General features: G+C 71.5%; 20 protein-coding genes. 9 read left to right on the plus strand and 11 right to left on the minus strand.

Going from position 1 to position 17,899, the window contains the following annotated elements:
- Nucleotides 1-140: 140 nt before the first annotated feature.
- A complete protein-coding gene (locus ACZ6ZI_RS23760; protein WP_469524018.1) occupies nt 141-701 on the plus strand; it encodes a GNAT family N-acetyltransferase in 561 nt (186 codons plus the stop codon).
- 15 nt (nt 702-716) lie between these two features.
- Here ACZ6ZI_RS23760 and ACZ6ZI_RS23765 read toward each other — a convergent pair whose 3' ends face one another.
- The 7 genes from ACZ6ZI_RS23765 to ACZ6ZI_RS23795 all read right to left on the minus strand — a co-directional run bounded on the left by ACZ6ZI_RS23765 (nt 717) and on the right by ACZ6ZI_RS23795 (nt 8,997).
- The gene (locus tag ACZ6ZI_RS23765) at nt 717-2,225 is read right to left on the minus strand and encodes a type VI secretion protein (RefSeq protein WP_469524020.1); all 1,509 of its coding nucleotides are present in this window, start codon (nt 2,223-2,225) and stop codon (nt 717-719) included.
- A gap of 2 nt (nt 2,226-2,227) precedes the next feature.
- A complete protein-coding gene (locus ACZ6ZI_RS23770; RefSeq protein WP_363055597.1) occupies nt 2,228-3,640 on the minus strand; it encodes an ATP-binding protein in 1,413 nt (470 codons plus the stop codon).
- A 20-nt stretch (nt 3,641-3,660) separates the two neighbouring features.
- Entirely contained in the window at nt 3,661-5,223 is a 1,563-nt protein-coding gene (locus ACZ6ZI_RS23775) for an SCO6880 family protein (RefSeq protein ID WP_363055596.1), read from the minus strand.
- On the minus strand, nt 5,220-6,563 hold the full coding sequence (locus ACZ6ZI_RS23780) for a hypothetical protein (protein WP_469524021.1): 1,344 nt from the start codon (nt 6,561-6,563) through the stop codon (nt 5,220-5,222). The genes ACZ6ZI_RS23775 and ACZ6ZI_RS23780 overlap by 4 nt, the downstream gene beginning before the upstream one ends.
- Entirely contained in the window at nt 6,553-7,368 is an 816-nt protein-coding gene (locus ACZ6ZI_RS23785) for a DUF8175 domain-containg protein (RefSeq protein ID WP_469524023.1), read from the minus strand. The genes ACZ6ZI_RS23780 and ACZ6ZI_RS23785 overlap by 11 nt, the downstream gene beginning before the upstream one ends.
- Before the next feature lie 102 nt (nt 7,369-7,470).
- On the minus strand, nt 7,471-7,779 hold the full coding sequence (locus tag ACZ6ZI_RS23790) for a hypothetical protein (RefSeq protein WP_031145169.1): 309 nt from the start codon (nt 7,777-7,779) through the stop codon (nt 7,471-7,473).
- A gap of 390 nt (nt 7,780-8,169) precedes the next feature.
- Complete coding sequence (locus ACZ6ZI_RS23795; RefSeq protein WP_469524025.1) at nt 8,170-8,997, minus strand: pentapeptide repeat-containing protein; 828 nt, start codon at nt 8,995-8,997, stop codon at nt 8,170-8,172.
- A 64-nt stretch (nt 8,998-9,061) separates the two neighbouring features.
- Between ACZ6ZI_RS23795 and ACZ6ZI_RS23800 the strand changes: the two genes are divergently transcribed.
- The 4 genes from ACZ6ZI_RS23800 to ACZ6ZI_RS23815 all read left to right on the plus strand — a co-directional run bounded on the left by ACZ6ZI_RS23800 (nt 9,062) and on the right by ACZ6ZI_RS23815 (nt 12,758).
- Nucleotides 9,062-9,670: a LysE family translocator gene (locus ACZ6ZI_RS23800; RefSeq protein ID WP_363055592.1), complete on the plus strand. Its 609-nt coding sequence runs from the start codon at nt 9,062-9,064 to the stop codon at nt 9,668-9,670.
- Nucleotides 9,671-9,743: 73 nt separating this feature from the next.
- Nucleotides 9,744-10,547 (plus strand): thioesterase family protein, encoded by an 804-nt coding sequence (locus tag ACZ6ZI_RS23805; RefSeq protein ID WP_469524027.1) that lies wholly within the window; start codon nt 9,744-9,746, stop codon nt 10,545-10,547.
- Nucleotides 10,548-10,840: 293 nt separating this feature from the next.
- Nucleotides 10,841-11,863 (plus strand): C40 family peptidase, encoded by a 1,023-nt coding sequence (locus ACZ6ZI_RS23810; protein ID WP_469524029.1) that lies wholly within the window; start codon nt 10,841-10,843, stop codon nt 11,861-11,863.
- 199 nt (nt 11,864-12,062) lie between these two features.
- Entirely contained in the window at nt 12,063-12,758 is a 696-nt protein-coding gene (locus tag ACZ6ZI_RS23815) for a phosphatase PAP2 family protein (protein ID WP_469524031.1), read from the plus strand.
- 126 nt (nt 12,759-12,884) lie between these two features.
- Here ACZ6ZI_RS23815 and ACZ6ZI_RS23820 read toward each other — a convergent pair whose 3' ends face one another.
- Both ACZ6ZI_RS23820 and ACZ6ZI_RS23825 read right to left on the minus strand, forming a co-directional pair.
- Complete coding sequence (locus ACZ6ZI_RS23820; protein ID WP_469524033.1) at nt 12,885-13,172, minus strand: hypothetical protein; 288 nt, start codon at nt 13,170-13,172, stop codon at nt 12,885-12,887.
- A gap of 70 nt (nt 13,173-13,242) precedes the next feature.
- The gene (locus ACZ6ZI_RS23825; protein ID WP_469524034.1) at nt 13,243-13,461 is read right to left on the minus strand and encodes a hypothetical protein; all 219 of its coding nucleotides are present in this window, start codon (nt 13,459-13,461) and stop codon (nt 13,243-13,245) included.
- 142 nt (nt 13,462-13,603) lie between these two features.
- Between ACZ6ZI_RS23825 and ACZ6ZI_RS23830 the strand changes: the two genes are divergently transcribed.
- The gene (locus tag ACZ6ZI_RS23830) at nt 13,604-14,473 is read left to right on the plus strand and encodes an SCO4651 family lipoprotein (protein ID WP_469524036.1); all 870 of its coding nucleotides are present in this window, start codon (nt 13,604-13,606) and stop codon (nt 14,471-14,473) included.
- 147 nt (nt 14,474-14,620) lie between these two features.
- Nucleotides 14,621-14,773, plus strand: a complete 153-nt coding sequence (locus tag ACZ6ZI_RS23835) for a hypothetical protein (protein WP_363055615.1) — start codon at nt 14,621-14,623, stop codon at nt 14,771-14,773.
- Nucleotides 14,774-14,856: 83 nt separating this feature from the next.
- Here ACZ6ZI_RS23835 and ACZ6ZI_RS23840 read toward each other — a convergent pair whose 3' ends face one another.
- Nucleotides 14,857-15,171: a metal-sensitive transcriptional regulator gene (locus tag ACZ6ZI_RS23840; protein WP_030009310.1), complete on the minus strand. Its 315-nt coding sequence runs from the start codon at nt 15,169-15,171 to the stop codon at nt 14,857-14,859.
- 194 nt (nt 15,172-15,365) lie between these two features.
- On the opposite strand from ACZ6ZI_RS23840, the gene ACZ6ZI_RS23845 reads away from it, so the two are divergent.
- On the plus strand, nt 15,366-15,986 hold the full coding sequence (locus tag ACZ6ZI_RS23845) for a DUF47 domain-containing protein (protein WP_363055585.1): 621 nt from the start codon (nt 15,366-15,368) through the stop codon (nt 15,984-15,986).
- A gap of 5 nt (nt 15,987-15,991) precedes the next feature.
- Entirely contained in the window at nt 15,992-16,990 is a 999-nt protein-coding gene (locus ACZ6ZI_RS23850; protein WP_363055584.1) for an inorganic phosphate transporter, read from the plus strand.
- A gap of 112 nt (nt 16,991-17,102) precedes the next feature.
- Here the strand turns inward: ACZ6ZI_RS23850 and pstB are convergent, their stop codons facing one another.
- A complete protein-coding gene (gene pstB / locus ACZ6ZI_RS23855; RefSeq protein WP_363055583.1) occupies nt 17,103-17,879 on the minus strand; it encodes a phosphate ABC transporter ATP-binding protein PstB in 777 nt (258 codons plus the stop codon).
- Between the last annotated feature and the right edge of the window lie 20 nt (nt 17,880-17,899).

A 17,899-nucleotide genomic window follows, 5' to 3' on the forward strand; every position in this document is an offset into this window, starting at 1 on the left:
GGTACTGCAGGGGGGACCCTGTGGGAGAGTAGGACGCCGCCGAACAATCATTGTGGGAAAGCCCCGCACCTTATGGTGCGGGGCTTTTCTGCGTTCAGGGGTCGGTAAGGGTCGGTGGGGGCCGGCTAGGATCCATGGTTATGAGTGACTACGTGGTGCGGGCCGTACGGGCCGAGGAGTGGCAGCAGGTCAAGGAATTGCGGTTGGACGCGCTGAGGGATCCCGCGGCGCCGGTGGCGTTCCTGGACACCTTCGAGCGGGCCTCCGCGCAGCCCGACGGGTTCTGGCAGGAGCGGACGGCGGGGGGTGCCGAGGGCCGTGGGGCCCGGCAGTTCATCGCGGAAGCGCCCGACGGACGGTGGGTCGGCTCCGTGACCGTCCTCGTCGAGGAGGCGGGCACCGTCGACTTCTTCGGGGATCGGGTCGAGCGGGGTCAGGGGCATGTCGTGGGCGTGTTCGTGCGGCCGGAGCAGCGGGGGACGGGGCTGACCGAGGCCCTGTTCGCGGCCGGGGTGGAGTGGGCCTGGGCGCTGGAGGGGCCGGCGTTGGAACGCGTACGGCTCTTCGTGCACGAGGACAACGCGCGGGCGGCCGCCTTCTACCGGCGCTTCGGGTTCGCGGCGAGCGGGCGCGTGGTGGAGCTGGAGGGCGGGACCGGGAAGCACGAGCACGAGTACGTCCTCGACCGGCCCCGCGGGTAGGGGCGGGAAGGGGGCTCAGGCGAAGGTCGCGTGCGGCCAGCGGGTGCGGGCCTGTTCGCGGCTGCGGCACAGGGCCAGGAGGGGCAGGGTCTCGTCCTGGAGGAGGTCCGGGAGCTGGGGGACCGGTGCCACGGCCGCGATGTCCTCCAGGACCAGCGTCAGTGGTGGGTCGAGCCGGCCGGGGGATGACCGCGCGGCCATGCGGCGGCCGTGCTCGACCACGTCCGCGGCGAGCGCGGTGAGGAGGGGCATCGCTCCCGGGTGGGTGCGGGGGTCTTCGAGGGGTTCGCCCACCACGTAGAGGGTGCCCCCTTCGGCGATGAACGAAGCGAGGGTCAGGGCGTCCGTCCGGTGCGGGTTGCAGGCCTCGCGGATGTGGATCGAGGTCAGGCAGGACAGGGCGCGGGCCGTCAGGTACTGGGCCTGTTCGCGGCGCTCGGGGTGGGCGGTGAGGGCGCTCTCCAGCTCGCCGGCGGCGCCGGGGGCGGCCTGCGGGTGGGTGCGCAGGATGCGTACGGGCTCCTGGGAGCCGTTGCCCTGGGCCCAGCGGGCGAGCTGCTTGAAGGGGAGGCCGTCGACGGCGACGGCCTGGAGCCAGCTGCGCAGGAGGGTTTCCGCGGTGTCCGCGACGGCGCTGTCGAGGCGGGCCGAGGGGCGTACGGGGGCCAGCAGGGCGGTGGCGCGGGCGGCGGCGGTGTCGCGGTCGGCGCACCCCTCGGCGGGGTTCCAGTGCATGCGGGCCGGGGTGTCGCACAGGTGCGAGGGGTCGTAGAGGAGGACCGGGCCGAGTTTGGCGCGGGCGTCCTTCGTCTCCGCCCAGAGGGCGGGGGAGGAGGTCACCACCAGGGCCGCGCCCTCGGCGGCGGCGATGGCGCGCGCGGCGAGGTGGTGGCGTTCGGCGGGGGGTGCGTAGCCGATCCGCTGCGGGGTCTGGGTGGTGAGGGTGCTGAGCGTCGTGGGGGTGGGCGGGGTCGGGCGGGTGGGGGCGTAGCCGAAGCCGTAGCGGTAGGCCTCGTCCGTGGGTGTGGGTGTGGGTGTGGGTGTGTGGGTGGGTGTGTGGGTGGGGGGTGGGGTTGTCGCGGTGGGGGTCTTGGCCGCGGGTGTGGGTGTGGGTGTGGGGTGGGGGAGTGGGGCCGGGGTGGGGGGCTCGGGGTGTGGGCGGGTGCGGCGGGCCTTCGTACGGGCGATGACGCCGATGACGAAGATCGTCAGCACCAGGACGATCAGGAGTTGGCCGATGAGCAGGCCCCAGAACAGCCCCCAGCCGGAGAGGGAGTTCGGGTCGGTGTCCGGCCAGGCCGCCGCGAGGTTCTGGGGTTGCGCTATCAGGGAGCGGGCGGCCCCCGGGGTGCGGGTGAAGGTGACCGTCTGCGGCCAGGCGCCCTTCGCGAAGAGGGCGGACAGGCCGGTGGCCGACCAGATCAGGACGGCGAGCCCGATGAGGAAGGCCAGGAGGCCGACCAAGAGCCCGTCGGGGACGCCGCCGCCGCGCGCGGGGGGCTGCGTACGGTCGGTGTGGGACATGGTCAGGCCACCGTGGTCGCCGAGCCGGGGCCGCCGTGGCGGTGGCGTTCGATGAGCAGGGCTCTTTCCTCCGCTTCGAGTTCGGCGGCCAGCAGTTCGTCGGGGAGCTGTTGGCTGGACTCCGTCATCGCGCGGTCGGTGTAGACGAGGGGGCGTTCGGCTTCGGTGATCAGGTGTTTGACCACCTGGACGTTGCCGTTGACGTCCCAGACGGCGATGCCGGGGGTGAGGGTCGGGATGATCTCGACGGCCCAGCGGGGCAGGCCGAGGACGCGGCCGGTGGCGCGGGCCTCGTCCGCCTTCTGGGCGTAGATCGTGCGGGTGGACGCCATTTTGAGGATGGCGGCGGCCTCGCGGGCGGCGGCGCCGTCGACCACGTCGGAGAGGTGGTGGACGACGGCGACGAAGGACAGGCCGAGGCGGCGGCCGAACTTCAGGAGGCGCTGGAACAGCTGGGCGACGAAGGGGCTGTTGATGATGTGCCAGGCCTCTTCGACGAGGAAGATGCGCTTCTTGCGGTCGGGGCGGATCCAGGTGTGTTCCAGCCACACGCCGACGATCGCCATGAGGATGGGCATGGCGATGGAGTTGCGGTCGATGTGGGAGAGGTCGAAGACGATCAGTGGGGCGTCGAGGTCGATGCCGACGGTCGTGGGGCCGTCGAACATGCCGCGCAGGTCGCCGTCGACGAGGCGGTCGAGGACGAGCGCGACGTCGAGGCCCCAGGCCCGGACGTCGTCTATGTCGACGTTCATGGCCTCGGCGGATTCGGCTTCGGGGTGGCGCAGTTGTTCGACGATGTCGGTGAGGACGGGTTGGCGGTCGCGGATGGTGTCGACGACGTAGGCGTGGGCGACCTTCAGGGCGAAGCCGGAGCGCTCGTCGAGGCCGTGGCCCATCGCGACTTCGATGATGGTGCGCAGCAGCGCGAGCTGGCCGGTCGTGGTGATCGCCGGGTCGAGGGGGTTGAGGCGGATCCCGGCGTCGTTGGCGGCGATGGGGTCCAGGCGGATGGGGGTTATCCCCAGCTGCTGGGCGATGAGGTTCCATTCGCCGACGCCGTCCTCGCCCTGGGCGTCGAGGACGACGACCTGGCGGTCGCGGAAGCGGAGCTGGCGCAGGACGTACGTCTTCTCCAGGGCGGACTTGCCGTTGCCGGACTCGCCGAGGACCAGCCAGTGGGGGGCCGGGAGTTGCTGGCCGTACAGCTGGAAGGGGTCGTAGATGTAGCCCTTGCCGCTGTAGACCTCGCGGCCGATGATGACGCCGGAGTCGCCGAGGCCGGGGGCCGCGGTGGGCAGGTAGACGGCCTGCGCCTGGCCGGTGGAGGTGCGTACGGGCAGGCGGGTGGTCTCGACCTTGCCGAACAGGAAGCTGGTGAAGGCGTCCGTCAGGGCGGACATGGGATCTCGCATGGGGCGGCCGTTCCCTCCAGCTAGCGTCGGATGCCGGTGGCGAACGGCAGGGTGTTGACGAAGGCGCGGTGGTGCTCGCGGTCGCACCATTCGAGCTTCAGGTAGGACTTGCCGGCGGAGGCGCGGATGGTGCGCTTGTCGCGGGCGAGGGCTTCGGGTGAACGCGAGGACACCGTGATGTACCCGACGAGGTTGACCCCGGCAGCGCCGCTGGCGAGATCTTCACCCCTCTGGTCGAGCCGGCCGTGGGCGGCGATGTCGCGGGGGTCGACGGTGCGGTTCATCTTGGCGGCGCGGGAGGCGTCGGCCTCGTCGTTCGTCTTCTCCGTGAGCATGCGCTCGATGGCGATCTCCGTGGGTTCCAGGTCCATGGTGACGGCGACCGTGCGGATGACGTCGGGGGTGTGGACGAGGAGCGGGGCGAGGAAGTTCACGCCGACGGGGGTCATGGGCCATTCCTTGACCCAGGCGGTGGCGTGGCACCAGGGGGCGCGGGTGGAGGACTCGCGGGTCTTGGCCTGGAGGTAGGTGGGTTCGACGGCGTCCAGTTCGGCGGGCCAGGCGTTGCGCTTGGTCATGGCCTGGATGTGGTCGATGGGGTGGTCGGGGTCGTACATGGAGTGCACGAGGGAGGCGAGGCGGCCCTGGCCGAGGGGTTGGCGGACGCGGATGTCGGCTTCGGCGAGGCGGGCGCAGATGTCGGTGAGCTCGCGGGCCATGACGATGGCGAGGCCGGCGTCGCGGTCGAGCTTGCGGCCCTTGTGGGGTGTGGCGGCGCGGGCGATGGTCTGGGCCTCGGCGGCGAGTTCGCGCGTGTAGTGCATGCAGGCGACGAGGTAGGCGCGGTGCTGCTCGGAGGAGGTGGACACCATCGACTGGAGTTGGTCGTAGGAGTCGCGCAGCCAGACGGGGGCGTGGGTGTCGCCGCGTTGGGCGACGTCCTTCGCGTGGGCGTCGGGGTCGGCCGGGAGGGTGCGGGCGAGCATCTGGAGGCGGGTGACGAAGCCGTCGCCGTTGGCGACGTGCTTGAGGAGGGTGCCGAAGCGGTCGACGAGGGCTTCCTGGTCCTCGCTGTCGCGCAGGCCGACGCCGGGGCCCTCGATCTCGATGGCGGCGGTGACGGTGCGGCGGTCCGCGTGGAGGAGTACGGCGATCTCGTCGGGGCCGAAGGGGGCGGCGAGCCAGTTGATGCGGCCGATGCCGGGGGGCGGGCCGACCTCGACCTCGCGGCCGTCGGCGGCGCGGGTGCCGGCCTCCATGGCGGAGGAGCGGTAGGTGGTGCCGCGGCGCAGGGTGCGCTTGTAGCTGCGGCTGATCTCGAACCAGCGGTAGAAGGTGCGGCCCCGGTAGGGGACGTACACGGCCGCGAGGGCGAGGAGGGGGAAGCCGACGAGTGCGACGATGCGCAGGGTGAGGTCGGGGACGAGCAGTCCGCTCATCATGCCGAAGAACGCGCCGGCGATGATCAGTGCGATCTCGCCGGTTTCGCGGTTCTTGCCGACGATCGCGTTCGGCCGGGCGCGGCCGATGAGATACGTGCGGCGGGGCGCGACCGGGTGGAGCTGGTGGGACTGGGTCGTCAACGCCCGTCACCTCCTGTGTTTCCTGTGTTGCCGGTGGTCCTCGTGCTGGAGCCGGTGCGGGGCGGAGGTGGGGGGGCGGGGAGGGAGCCGCCGCCCGAGCCGCCCCGGCTGCTGTGGGCGGCCATGCCTCCGGAGATCTGGTTGGCGTCGCCGCCGCCCGAGCCGCCGGCGCGGTGGGCGCCGCCTCCGCCGCCGCGGCTGCTGTGGGTCTTGATGCCCTGGGAGACGAGGGAGGCGGGGGAGCTGATGACGGCGGCGGCCTGGGCGCCGTCGGTGGCCTTGGAGCGGTTGGAGCGGGCGGAGGCGATCTCGTCGCCGAAGCCGGGGACGAAGCGGTAGATGGCGGCGGAGGCGAAGATCGCCAGGAGGATGATGGCGAGGCCGGAGACGACGGCGGAGAAGGCGTTGGGGCCCTTGTCGCCGGAGAGGGCGCCGGCGAGGCCGAGGACGACGACGATGACCGGCTTCACGAGGATGACGGCGATCATGATGCCCGCCCAGCGGCGGACGTGGCCCCACATGTTGCGGTCGACGAGTCCGGCGTAGACGACGGTGCCGAGGAGGGCGCCGACGTAGAGGAGGGCGGCGCGGATGACGAGCTCCAGCCAGAGCACGCCGGCGGCGAGGACGGTGACGAGGGCGACGACGATCAGCATGATCGGGCCGCCGCCGATGTCCTCGCCCTTTTTGAGGGCTTCGGCGAAGGAGCCGAAGAAGACGTCGGTCTGGTTGCCGGTGGCGGAGGCGATGACCTCGGTGACGCCGTCGGTGGCGGAGACGACGGTGTAGAGGATCAGGGGGGTGAAGGCGGAGGCCAGGACGGTCAGCCAGAGGAAGCCGATGGCTTCGGAGAGGGCGGTGGCGAGGGGGACGCCGCGGATGGCGCGCTTCGTGACGGCGAGGAGCCAGAGGACGAGGGTGAGGATGGTGGAGGCGGCGAAGACGACGGCGTACTGCTGGAGGAAGGCGGGGTTGGTGAAGTCGACGTTGGCGGTGCTTTTGACGGCTTCGCTGAGTTTGCCGACGATCCAGGCGGCGGCGTCGGCGCAGCCCTTGGCGAGGGAGGAGAGGGGGTTGATGGCGTCGGTGGGGCTGTCCGGGGAGAGACCGGTGCCGGAGGGAGGGTTGTTGCCTGCCTGGCGCTCGCAGTTTTCCTTGACGGGCCCGAACACGCCCTCGCAGCGGTTGTCCTTCGCGGGGCTGCCGGACGGGGACGGGCCGCCTGACGGAGTGGGCGTGGGCGTGGGCGCTGCGTAGGCCCGGGCGGACAGGAGCACCAAGGCCGTCTGGACGGCGAGGAAGGTGCCCGCGATGCGGAGGGGACGACGGCTACCGGGCATAGGTGAACCCTCCGAACTCCTGCACGGCCTTGCTGATGTCGTCGGACACGGAAGCGGCTACGTCTCCGGGGACCGGAGCGGGGCCGTTCTGCTGGCTGTCCGCAGTGACCTTCCAGTCTTCTCCGACCCAGGACAGCTCGAAGGTCCAGGTCTGCCAGGTGGTGCGCACGGGGGTGGTGGACTTGGTCCCCGACATGCCGATCAGGCCCGTGTACCAGACGGCGATCTTGGCGCTGGTGGGGCTGTAGCTCTCGACGCGGGTGCCGACCGGGACGGCTCGGGTGACGAAGGTGCTGCCCTGTGGGGCGTTGCCGTTCGGGTCCAGGCCGAGGGAGGCGAGGAAGGCCGTCGAGTAGGCGGCGTCCTGAGCCGGCTTGCGTTGGGCGGCCGCCTGTGGGGTGTAGATGCCGTCCATGAGGGCGTGGCGGACGTCCTTCTTCAGCATGCCGTCCGAGCCCAGGGCGACCGCGTAGTTCGCCGCCGCCGATTGGGCGCCCTGTTCGTCGTGGGCGAAGTTCTTCGGGATACCCGCGGCCTTGGTGGTGACCGGGGGGGTGCCCGTCGGGGCCGTGGGGGAGGTTTCCGGGGGCTTGTTCGCGGTGGAGGTGTCCGGGGTGTCGCCGGAGCGGTTCGCGAAGGCGATGGCGGCGATGAGGAGGACGACCACGCCGACCACCGTGACCAGGCCGCGGGTGGGGCGGGGGGTGCGGCGGGGGGTGGAGTAGGGGTCGGCGGGGTAGTCCGGGAGGCGGGTGCGGGTCTGGCCGGTGCCGCCCACGTCGCCGTACTGGTCGTCGTTGCTCACTGCCTGTCCGCCCCCTCCGCGTCGTTCGACGGTAGCGCTCGTGTCCGCTCAGACGCGGTGTGGTGATTCCTCATCAGGGTGCGGCCGGGCCCGGTGGTTCGGCTAGACGGCCATTCCGTAGACGATCGTGAAGAGTGTGCCGAGCGAGCCGATGATGAAGACGCCCGTCAGGCCGGCCACGATCAGGCCCTTGCCCTGTTCCGCGCTGAAGGTGTCGCGCAGGGCGGTCGCGCCGATGCGCTGCTTGGCGGCGCCCCAGATGGCGATGCCGAGGCAGAGGAGGATCGCGACGGCCATGACCACTTCGATCATGATCTTCGCTTCGTTGCCGAGACTGCCGAACGGCCCCCAGTTCGGGGCGATTCCGCCGATGATGGTGGTGATGTCGCCCTTTTCGGCTGCCAGGATCATGTAACTCACCGCCCCTGTATGGGTAGTTCCGGTAGCCCGTGCCCGACGGCAGGGGTCACGCACTATCTTCGCTGATGAAACCGCGCCCGTCGTCGACTTGGCGGCTCTCTTTACCCGATCTCCCGGCGCGCGCCCCTCCCGCACGCCCTGACCTGGTCACTCTGTGTATCACGGTGGGTGACCCCGGGCAATGATTGTCGGCTCGGCGTGCGCGGGGCCGTGTGAGGGGCGGCCGTTCGGCGCAGTGGGGGCGCGTCGCGTTGCGCCGAACCGCTGACATTCGTACGACGTTCCGTCAGTCGTTCTGTAGTGCCGTTCGGTTGGGTGGTGCGGGGGCTCGAAGGCGTACGGGGGCGCGTTGATGCGTGAGGGGCGTACGGGTGGGGAGGGTTACGCCGCCCAGTGCGCGGGGCGGGTCAGGGTGGTGGGGACGCGGGTGGCGGTGTCGCCGCGGGCGGCGTTCAGCTGGGCCTGGGTGAGGAAGAGGGCGTCGCGCAGGTCGGCGCCGCGCAGGTTCGCGTCGCGCAGGTCGGCGCCGATGAGGTCGGCTCCGCGCAGGTCGGCGCGGCGCAGGTCGGCGGCGATCAGGTAGGCGCCGCGCAGGTTGGCGCCCCGCAGGTCGGCGCCGGAGAGGCGGGCTCCCATGAGGTCGGCCCCGCGGTGGTTCTTCCTGCGGCCCGGCGACTTGGCGCGTACGAGTTCGCTCGCCCTCAGGAGCAGGGCGTTGACCTCCTGGCGCAGGGCCGGGACGTCGAGGGCGACGAGGGTCGCGGCGTCGGCCCGGGTCAGGGCCTCGGTCTTGGCCAGGGCGGCGCGCAGGTCGGCGTGGACGGGGGCGGCGGCGGGGAGGGCGAGCGCCTCGGAGGTGTAGAAGAGCAGCTCGTGGAGCCCGCGCATGACGGGGAAGGCCTCGAACATCTCGGCCCGGGTGTCGGGGTGCGCGCGCCAGTCGCGGCCCTCGAAGGTGACCTGGGAGATCTGCTGTCCCGCGCCGAAGCAGTCGAAGACGGTGCAGCCCTGGAAGCCCGAGTCCCGCAGGCGGGTGTGGATGCCGCAGCGGAAGTCCTCGCGGAGGTTGCCGCAGGGGGTTCCGGCGGACTTGTCCACCGCGAAGTCGGTGGACTTGGCGAAGGGCAGGGCGACGCAGCACAGGGCGAAGCAGGCGGTGCAGTCGGCCTGGAGGACGGGCAGGGGCAGGGGGGCCGGCGAGGTGGACACGGGTTCATTGTCCCCGGTCGGTGGGTCTTGATCGACGGGGAGCGGGCCAGGCAGAGTCCGGTACATGACAGAAGTGATCGCAGTTGCCGTCATCACCCTCCTCGCCGTGATCAGTCCGGGCGCGGACTTCGCCATGGTCGTCCGCAACAGTTACCTCTACGGTCGTCCCACCGGCCTGTTCGCGGCCGCCGGGGTCGCGGCGGGGGTGCTGGTGCACGTGTCGTACACGATGCTGGGGGTCGGGCTGCTGATCGCCTCCTCGACCGCGCTGTTCACGGCGATCAAGCTGGCGGGGGCGGCGTACCTGGTGTGGATCGGGATCCGGACCTTCCGGGCGCGGGCGGACCTGACGGTGGACCTCGACTCGAAGCCCGATCTCAGCCGGCTGGGGGCCTTGCGCTCCGGGTTCCTGACCAACGTGCTGAACCCGAAGACGACGCTGTTCGTGGTGTCGACGTTCACGCAGGTCGTCGAGCCGGACACGTCGGCGTGGCGGCAGGTCGGCTACGGGCTGTTCATGGCGGCGGCGCACCTGGGGTGGTTCGCGGCGGTGGCGCTGTTCTTCTCGAACACGCGCCTGCGCGAGCGGATGCTGAAGGCGCAGAAGGCGCTGAACCGGGCGATCGGGTCGGTGCTGGTGGGTCTGGGCGTCGGGTTGGGCTTCGCCCGCTGAGCGGGGCGCGGGGGCGCGGGGCGCGGCGTACGGGGCCGGCGAGCGGCGTTACCTGCCGGTAGCGTGCGGGCGCATGGACGCTGAGGACGGGTTCGACGGGTTCTACGAGCGGCTCGACGCGGGCCGCTTCCTGGCCGGCGAGGCCACGCGCGGGCCCTGGGACCCCCGTGCGCAGCACGCCGGGCCGCCGGCGGCGCTGTTGGGGCGTGCGGTCGAGGAGCGGCCGGGCGGGCGTACGGAGCTGCGGACGGCCCGGATCACGTACGAGGTGGTGCGGCCGGTGCCGATCGGGCGGCTGGAGATCACCACGAGCGTGCTCCGGTCGGGTCGGGGCACCGAGCTCGTCGAGGCGGCGCTGACGCCCGAGGGGGCCTCCGGGCCGGTGATGCTCGCCCGGGCGCTGCGGATCCGGGTCGCGGACGAGCCGGTGCCGGAGGTGGCGCAGGGGCCGCTGGTGGCGCCGCCGGGGTGGGCGGCGTCGGCGCCGTTCTTCCCGGTGCCCTGGGAGCGGGGGTACCACACGGCGGTGGAGGCCCGTTTCGTCCGGGGCGGCTTCACCGAGCCGGGGCCGGGCACCTGCTGGATGCGGATGCGGGTGCCGCTGGTGGCGGGGGAGGAGATCCGGCCCCTGGACCGGGTGCTGGTGGCGGCGGACTCGGCGAACGGGATCAGCGCGACCCTGGACTACGGCGGCTTCGTCTTCCTCAACGGCGACCTGACCGTCCACCTGCACCGGCACCCGGTGGGGGAGTGGGTCTGCGTGGAGTCCCGTACGAGTGTGGATCCGGGCGGGATCGGGCTGGTGGACGCCCGCGCGCACGACGAGAAGGGGCCGATCGGGCGGATCGCGCAGAGCCTGTTCGTGGCCCCGCGCTGAGCGCCAACCCCCGTGCCGGGGAAGGCGGTCCGTGTGGGAGGCTCGACGGGGAAGCGCCGCGGGGTGATGCTCGGGAGGGGCGCCCGCGCCGTGGCGCGCGCGCCGGCGGTTCGGCTTCGCGCGCCGGTGACCCCGCGGGGTGCGGGTCTGCGCCGGGCCGGTCCTCCCGTGCCTCGGGCGTGACCCCGCGCGGTGCTCCGGCGCGGCGTGCGGGGGCTTCCAAGTGGGGTAGTAGGACCGGCGTCACCGGCGATTCGCAAATGAAAGCGACGGCCATGGGGGAGGGTTGACGGGTGCGCAGATACTGGAAAACGGGCGGGATCGGGATCGGGGTGGCGCTGAGCTTCCTCCTCCTGCTGGTGGTCGGTACCTATTCGGCCGCGGCCGGCCTCGCGGGGGCCGCGGGCGGTGGACGGCCGCTGGGCCTCGCCAAGGGGGCCGTGCCCGGGAAGTACCAGGCGCTGGTGCAGAAGTGGGGGACCCTCTGCCCGGCGATCACCCCGGCGCTGCTGGCGGCCCAGCTGTACTCGGAGAGCGGCTGGAACCCGAGCGCCGTCAGTCCGGCGGACGCCCGCGGGATCGCGCAGTTCATCCCGGGTACGTGGGCGGGCCACGGGGTCGACGGGGACGGGGACGGCGACCGGGACATCTGGGACCCCAACGACGCCATCCCCTCGGCGGCTTCGTACGACTGCACCCTGGCCAAGGACGTGGCGAGCGTGCCGGGCGATCCGACGTCCAACATGCTGGCGGCCTACAACGCGGGCGCGTACGCGGTGATCAAGTACGGCGGGGTGCCCCCGTACAAGGAGACGCAGGGGTACGTGAAGGCCATCACCACCCTGGCCAAGAGCTTCGAGCGGCCGGTCGGGCGGGTGGCGCCGTCCCAGCAGGCGGCCGGGGCCATCTACTTCGCGCAGAAGCAGCTCGGCACCCCGTACCTGTGGGGTGGCAACGGGACGCCCGACCAGGACGGGCGGTTCGACTGCTCGGGGTTGACGAAGGCGGCGTACGAGACGGTGGGGATCGAGCTGCCGCGCGTGGCCAACGACCAGTACAACGCGGGCTCCCATCCCTCGCGCGCCGAACTCCTGCCCGGCGACCTGGTCTTCTTCTCCGATGATCTGACGAACTCGCGGGAAATCCGGCACGTCGGGCTGTACGTCGGCGGAGGCTACATGATCAACGCCCCGTACACCGGCGCGGTCATCCGCTTCGACAAGATCGACACCCCCGACTACTTCGGGGCCACCCGCGTCACGAAGGACGGTGCGGAGGCGCTTCCGGAGCGTCCGGGGTCCACTCCCGCCCCCTAGCGACTCTCCGTGAAGCGAAGGCCTTGAGCTGCGACGACGTGTCTCTCTTGGATAACGTTGGAGTGATCATTCGGTGATGAGTGGAACGGAGCCGCCAGAACGGGCGTTCCATGAACACGGGGGCTGATCGGCGGGGGTTGAAGGGGCGCACACAGGCGTGCGTCCACAGGGGACCTAGGCAAGCAAGGGGCCGCGTCGCATGGCTGGACTCACAACCGGTGGGCCGAATGTGGATGTCAGCCTGCTGTACAGGATCAACGGCCTCGCCCACCGGGCGCCCGACTGGTTCGACAGGGGCGTGGCCTTCGTCGGCGGCTACGGCATCCCCCTCGCCCTCGTCCTGCTCCTGCTGTGGTGCTGGCACGGCGCCCGACGGCAGGACGAGTCGACGGCCGCCGAGGCCTTCGCCTCCCTGGTGTGGGCCCCCCTCGCCGCCGCCGTCGCGCTCCTCGTCAACGTGCCGCTACGGGAGTTCGTGGCCCGGCCGCGCCCGTTCGCGCAGCACGACGGGCTCGACGTCCTCGCCGGCGCCACCGGGCCGGGCGCGGGCTGGTCCTTCGTCAGCGACCACGCCACCCTGACGATGGCGCTCGGCATCGGCGTGTTCCTGGCGAACCGTCGGCTCGGGCTCGTCGGCATCGGTCTCGCGCTCGCCGAGGGGCTGTGCCGCGTGTACCTCGGCGTGCACTACCCGACCGACGTCATCGGCGGCTTCGCGCTCGGCACCGCCGTGGTGCTGCTGCTGGCCCCGCCCGCGATGGCCCTGCTGAGCCCGCTGGTGCGGGCGGTGGCGCGCTCGCCGCGCGCGGGGCGGCTCGTACGGGCCGAGGGGCGGGTGCTGGCCCGGCCGGTGGAGCTGGCGCAGCGACCGGCGGAGAGCGACCTCGCGGCCTGACCGCCGGCGCGCCGACGGGTCACCGGCCGGCGTGCGCGTCCCACACCGACAGCAGCAGCGCCACCAGCAGGCACAGGCCCGCCGCGCCGAAGCACAGGCGGACCGCCGCCGGGCGCGGCCGGGACCTCACCGTCCGACGCCCCCGCGGCCGTCCGCGCCGCCGTCACCGCTTCCGGCCGGGTCCTCCTCGCCGTCCGGGCCCGGGCCCGGACGCCCGGGCTCCTCGCGGCGGTAGCGGGAGCGCAGCCACAGGCCGGTGGCCACGGCGGCCGCGGTGGTGACCCCGATGGCCAGCGCCACGTCGCCCGGTCCGTCCGCCGTGCCCACGGGGCGGGCCCAGGCCGCCGCGGCCGGGGTGAGCGCGATCAGCAGGGCCCAGAGGAGGGCCGCGAGGCGGGGTGCGGTTCCTGGCATGAGTCCAGGGCAACGGGTCCCGCGCGCCGCGGCCAGCCGGGGCGACCGAACGGGGTACGGGGCCGGCGGGTCAGCCGTCCGTGTGGCGGGTGGCGTCCCTGCGGGCCAGGTCGCGCGAGCGGCGGGCCGGGCCCTTCCAGCCGCAGTCGCACACGGCCAGGCAGAAGGAGCCGCGCTCGGCGGTGTCGGTGCGGTGAACGGTGTCCGAAGACGCGGTCAGCGCGGGGTGGCGCGGGGCCGGGACATCGGTAAACGGAGCGGCCTGATCGGCCTTCGCGTGGGATTCCACACCCCCAAGGTACCGGGGTTCGACCCGGCCCGGAATGGGCTTCCGTACCCGATGCCCCGTGACGGGAAACCCCAGGCCTCGTTAACCGGAGCGGGTGGGGGCCTCGGGCAAGCAGCGGTCACGCGTTGGGGGTTGGCAGGCGATGGTGGTGCACCAGCACGGGTGGCGGCGAGGACGTACGAGGCGGGTGGCCGGGGCGGTGCTCGCGGTCGGCGTCGCGGTCGCCGTGGCGGCCCTCGGCGGCTGCGGGGTGGCCGGCGGAACCGGTACGGGCCCCCGTACGGGCGCCGGCGACGACCGGCCGGAACGGGACCCGGCCGCGGTGGTCCGCGGGGCCGCCGACGCGCTCACCGCCACCGGCAGCGCGCGGACCCGTACGGCGATGGAGATGGCCACCGGCGGCACCCGGGTCACCATCCGCGGCGAGGGCGGCGTCGACTTCAGGAAGCGGATGGGGCAGCTGCTGGTGATGCTGCCCGCCGACGTGACCGGCAAGGCCGAGCACCGGCCCATCACCGAGCTCCTCGTCCCCGGCGCGCTCTACATGAAGAACCGGGGCGCCGGGGTCCCCGACGACAAGTGGGTCCGCCTCGACACGGCCTCCCTCGCCGACGGCAACCTCGTCACCGGCGGCGCCACCGACCCGATCGCCGCCGCCGAGCTGCTGCGGGCCGCGCGGGAGGTGACGTACGTGGGCGAGACCGAGGTCTCGGGCACGAAGGTGCGGCACTACCGGGGGACGACGGACATCGGGCAGGCCGCCCGGAGCGCCTCGCCCGGGGTGAAGGGAGCGCTGGAGGCGGCGGCGAAAGGGTTCAGCAAGGACAGCGTGCCCTTCGACGCCTACCTCGACGAGGAGGGACGGTTGCGCAAGGTCAGGCACCGATTCACGTACGTCAAGAATGGCGTGATCGATGTCTCGTCGACCACGCTGCTGTACGGGTTCGGGACACCGGTCGCCGTCGTATTGCCCCCAAGCGGGGACATTTACGCGGGCAAGATCGCCGAATAGTCGCGACGGCCGGTCGGGGCGGTGCGATCGGGTCATGGGCCCGGTATCCGGAAATGGTCCATCCGTGTCATGCGCGACGCGAGCCCCGCTCCCTAGGCTGAGGAGCCGGGCGCCGACGGGCGCGGGCGGTAGAGAGAGGTGACGCGCGTGACTCCCGCAGGCGGTACGACGGTGCAGGACCACGTGGCGCTCGCCGAGATCGAGCTGTGCGGTGAACTGATCATCGCCGCCTCCGCCGCGGCGGAGGAACGGCTCAGCCAGGACCGGATCGACGAGGTCCTGCTCGGCATCTGCCTGTAGCCCGCCGTGGTGGGCCCACCGCGGCGGGGCGGCCCGCTCGAAGGTGCGGTTCGGGTGCGGTTCGGGTGCGCTGCGGGCGCGGTTCAGGTGCGCAGGAGGCGGGCGATGGCCTTCGTGGCCTCTTCGACCTTGGCGTCGATCTCGGTGCCGCCCTTGACCGCCGCGTCCGCGACGCAGTGGCGCAGGTGTTCCTCCAGTAGCTGGAGGGCGAAGGACTGGAGCGCCTTCGTGCTCGCCGAGACCTGCGTGAGTATGTCGATGCAGTAGACGTCCTCGTCGACGAGCCGCTGGAGGCCGCGGATCTGCCCCTCGATCCGGCGCAGTCGTTTGAGGTGCTCGTCCTTCTGGTGGTGATAGCCGTGGACGGCTCCGGAGCCTTCGGCCTCGATGGTCGTCATGCGTCCTCCCGTGGTCCGGCATCGGGGACCCATACCCCTGATGGGTATAGGGTACTTCGCCCTGGCCGGAGGGACAGGGGTCCGTGCCGCCCACTGTGCCTGATGGAGGACACTGGGGAACGGCCGGTTAGCCGTGGCCGGGGGATGCGCCTAGCATCAGCCTGACCGAATCCAATGCACCCCGAGGACCTCACGTGCGATTTCGTCTGACCCCCAGGGAGACGAGCTTCTACGACATGTTCGCCGCATCCGCGGACAACATCGTCACGGGCTCCAAGCTCCTGATGGAACTGCTCGGAGCGGAACCTTCCGCCCGGGCCGAGATCGCGGAACGGATGCGGGCGGCGGAGCACGCGGGGGACGACGCGACGCACGCGATCTTCCACCAGCTGAACTCCTCCTTCATCACGCCGTTCGACCGCGAGGACATCTACAGCCTGGCGTCGTCGCTCGACGACATCATGGACTTCATGGAGGAGGCCGTCGACCTGGTCGTCCTCTACAACGTGGAGGAGCTCCCCAAGGGAGTCGAGCAGCAGATCGAGGTCCTGGCGCGGGCGGCCGAGCTGACCGCCGAGGCCATGCCCCACCTGCGGACCATGGAGAACCTGACCGAGTACTGGATCGAGGTCAACCGCCTCGAGAACCAGGCGGACCAGATCCACCGGAAGCTTCTCGCCCAGCTCTTCAACGGCAAGTACGACGCCATCGAGGTGCTGAAGCTCAAGCAGATCGTCGACGTGCTCGAAGAGGCGGCCGACGCGTTCGAGCACGTCGCGAACACGGTGGAGACCATCGCGGTCAAGGAGTCCTGAACCTCGTGGACACCTTCGCTCTGGTCGTGACCATCGGTGTCGCGCTCGGTTTTACCTATACGAACGGTTTCCACGACTCGGCGAACGCGATCGCGACCTCGGTCTCGACGCGGGCGCTGACCCCGCGCGCCGCCCTGGCGATGGCCGCGGTGATGAACCTCGCCGGTGCCTTCCTGGGCAGCGGCGTGGCGAAGACGGTCAGTGAGGGCCTCATCGAGACCCCCCACGGCAACAAGGGGATGTGGATCCTCTTCGCCGCCCTGATCGGCGCGATCGTCTGGAACCTGATCACCTGGTACTTCGGTCTTCCCTCGTCCTCCTCGCACGCCCTGTTCGGCGGCATGGTGGGCGCGGCGCTGGCCGGCGGTACCGAGGTCATCTGGACCGGTGTGGTCGAGAAGGTCGTCATCCCGATGTTCGTCTCGCCGGTGGTCGGCCTCGTGGTCGGCTACCTGGTGATGGTGGCCATCCTGTGGATGTTCCGTCGCGCCAACCCGCACAAGGCCAAGCGCGGCTTCCGCATCGCCCAGACGGTCTCGGCGGCGGGCATGGCCCTCGGTCACGGCCTTCAGGACGCGCAGAAGACGATGGGCATCGTGGTGATGGCCCTGGTCATCGCCGACGTGCACGACGCCGGCGACGCGATCCCGACCTGGGTCAAGATCGCCTGTGCCGTGATGCTGTCGCTGGGCACCTACGCGGGCGGCTGGCGCATCATGCGCACGCTCGGCCGCAAGATCATCGAGCTGGACCCGCCGCAGGGCTTCGCCGCGGAGACGACGGGCGCCTCGATCATGTTCGGCTCGGCGTTCCTCTTCCACGCGCCGATCTCCACCACCCACGTGATCACCTCGGCGATCATGGGCGTGGGTGCGACGAAGCGGGTCAACGCGGTCCGCTGGGGCGTCGCCAAGAACATCATCCTCGGCTGGTTCATCACCATGCCGGCGGCCGCCCTGGTGGCGGCGGTGTGCTTCTGGATCGTGAACCTGGCCTTCGTCTAGCGTCACGGACGAAAGCGGGCCGGCTCCCCCCACCCAGGGGGAGCCGGCCCTTTTTCATTCGCCATGCGGTGGCACCGCCATGCAGCACCGCAGGACGTTCACTCCATGCCCTTTAGCCGAAGCGGCCCGAGATGTAGTCCTCGGTCGCCTGGACGGACGGGTTGGAGAAGATGCGGTCCGTGTCGTCGATCTCGACGAGCTTGCCGGGCTGGCCGACCGCCGCGAGGTTGAAGAACGCGGTGCGGTCGGAGACGCGGGCGGCCTGCTGCATGTTGTGCGTCACGATGACGATCGTGAAGCGCTCCTTCAGCTCGCCGATCAGGTCCTCGATGGCGAGGGTGGAGATCGGGTCGAGGGCCGAGCAGGGCTCGTCCATCAGCAGGACCTGCGGCTCGACCGCGATGGCGCGGGCGATGCACAGGCGCTGCTGCTGGCCGCCGGAGAGGCCGGAGCCCGGCTTGTTCAGGCGGTCCTTGACCTCGTTCCAGAGGTTGGCGCCCTGGAGGGAGCGCTCCACGATGTCGCCCAGCTCGGACTTCTTGAAGTTGCCGTTCAGACGCAGGCCGGCCGCCACGTTGTCGAAGATCGACATGGTGGGGAAGGGGTTCGGGCGCTGGAAGACCATGCCGACGGTGCGGCGGACCGCGACCGGGTCGACGTTGGAGCCGTACAGGTTCTCGTCGTCCAGCAGCACCTTGCCCTCGACGCGGCCACCGGGGGTGACCTCGTGCATGCGGTTCAGGGTGCGCAGGAAGGTGGACTTGCCGCAGCCGGAGGGGCCGATGAAGGCCGTCACCGAGCGGGGTTCCACGGTCATCGAGATGTCGTCGATGGCCTTGTGGTTGCCGTAGAAGGCGGACAGTCCGCTGACGTCGATTCGCTTCGCCATGAGGGTCACTTCGCTTTCGG

The sequence above is a fragment of the Streptomyces sp. NPDC103540 genome, from assembly GCF_055584445.1.

Bases quoted from the DNA above. Each gene is read 5' to 3' on its own strand.
- ACZ6ZI_RS23760 (WP_469524018.1), top strand. From the start codon at position 141: ATGAGTGACTACGTGGTGCGGGCCGTACGGGCCGAGGAGTGGCAGCAG.
- ACZ6ZI_RS23765 (WP_469524020.1), bottom strand. From the start codon at position 2,225: ATGTCCCACACCGACCGTACGCAGCCCCCCGCGCGCGGCGGCGGCGTC.
- ACZ6ZI_RS23770 (WP_363055597.1), bottom strand. From the start codon at position 3,640: ATGCGAGATCCCATGTCCGCCCTGACGGACGCCTTCACCAGCTTCCTG.
- ACZ6ZI_RS23780 (WP_469524021.1), bottom strand. From the start codon at position 6,563: ATGCCCGGTAGCCGTCGTCCCCTCCGCATCGCGGGCACCTTCCTCGCC.
- ACZ6ZI_RS23790 (WP_031145169.1), bottom strand. From the start codon at position 7,779: ATGATCCTGGCAGCCGAAAAGGGCGACATCACCACCATCATCGGCGGA.
- ACZ6ZI_RS23800 (WP_363055592.1), top strand. From the start codon at position 9,062: ATGACAGAAGTGATCGCAGTTGCCGTCATCACCCTCCTCGCCGTGATC.
- ACZ6ZI_RS23805 (WP_469524027.1), top strand. From the start codon at position 9,744: ATGGACGCTGAGGACGGGTTCGACGGGTTCTACGAGCGGCTCGACGCG.
- ACZ6ZI_RS23815 (WP_469524031.1), top strand. From the start codon at position 12,063: ATGGCTGGACTCACAACCGGTGGGCCGAATGTGGATGTCAGCCTGCTG.
- ACZ6ZI_RS23820 (WP_469524033.1), bottom strand. From the start codon at position 13,172: ATGCCAGGAACCGCACCCCGCCTCGCGGCCCTCCTCTGGGCCCTGCTG.
- ACZ6ZI_RS23830 (WP_469524036.1), top strand. From the start codon at position 13,604: ATGGTGGTGCACCAGCACGGGTGGCGGCGAGGACGTACGAGGCGGGTG.
- ACZ6ZI_RS23840 (WP_030009310.1), bottom strand. From the start codon at position 15,171: ATGACGACCATCGAGGCCGAAGGCTCCGGAGCCGTCCACGGCTATCAC.
- pstB (WP_363055583.1), bottom strand. From the start codon at position 17,879: ATGGCGAAGCGAATCGACGTCAGCGGACTGTCCGCCTTCTACGGCAAC.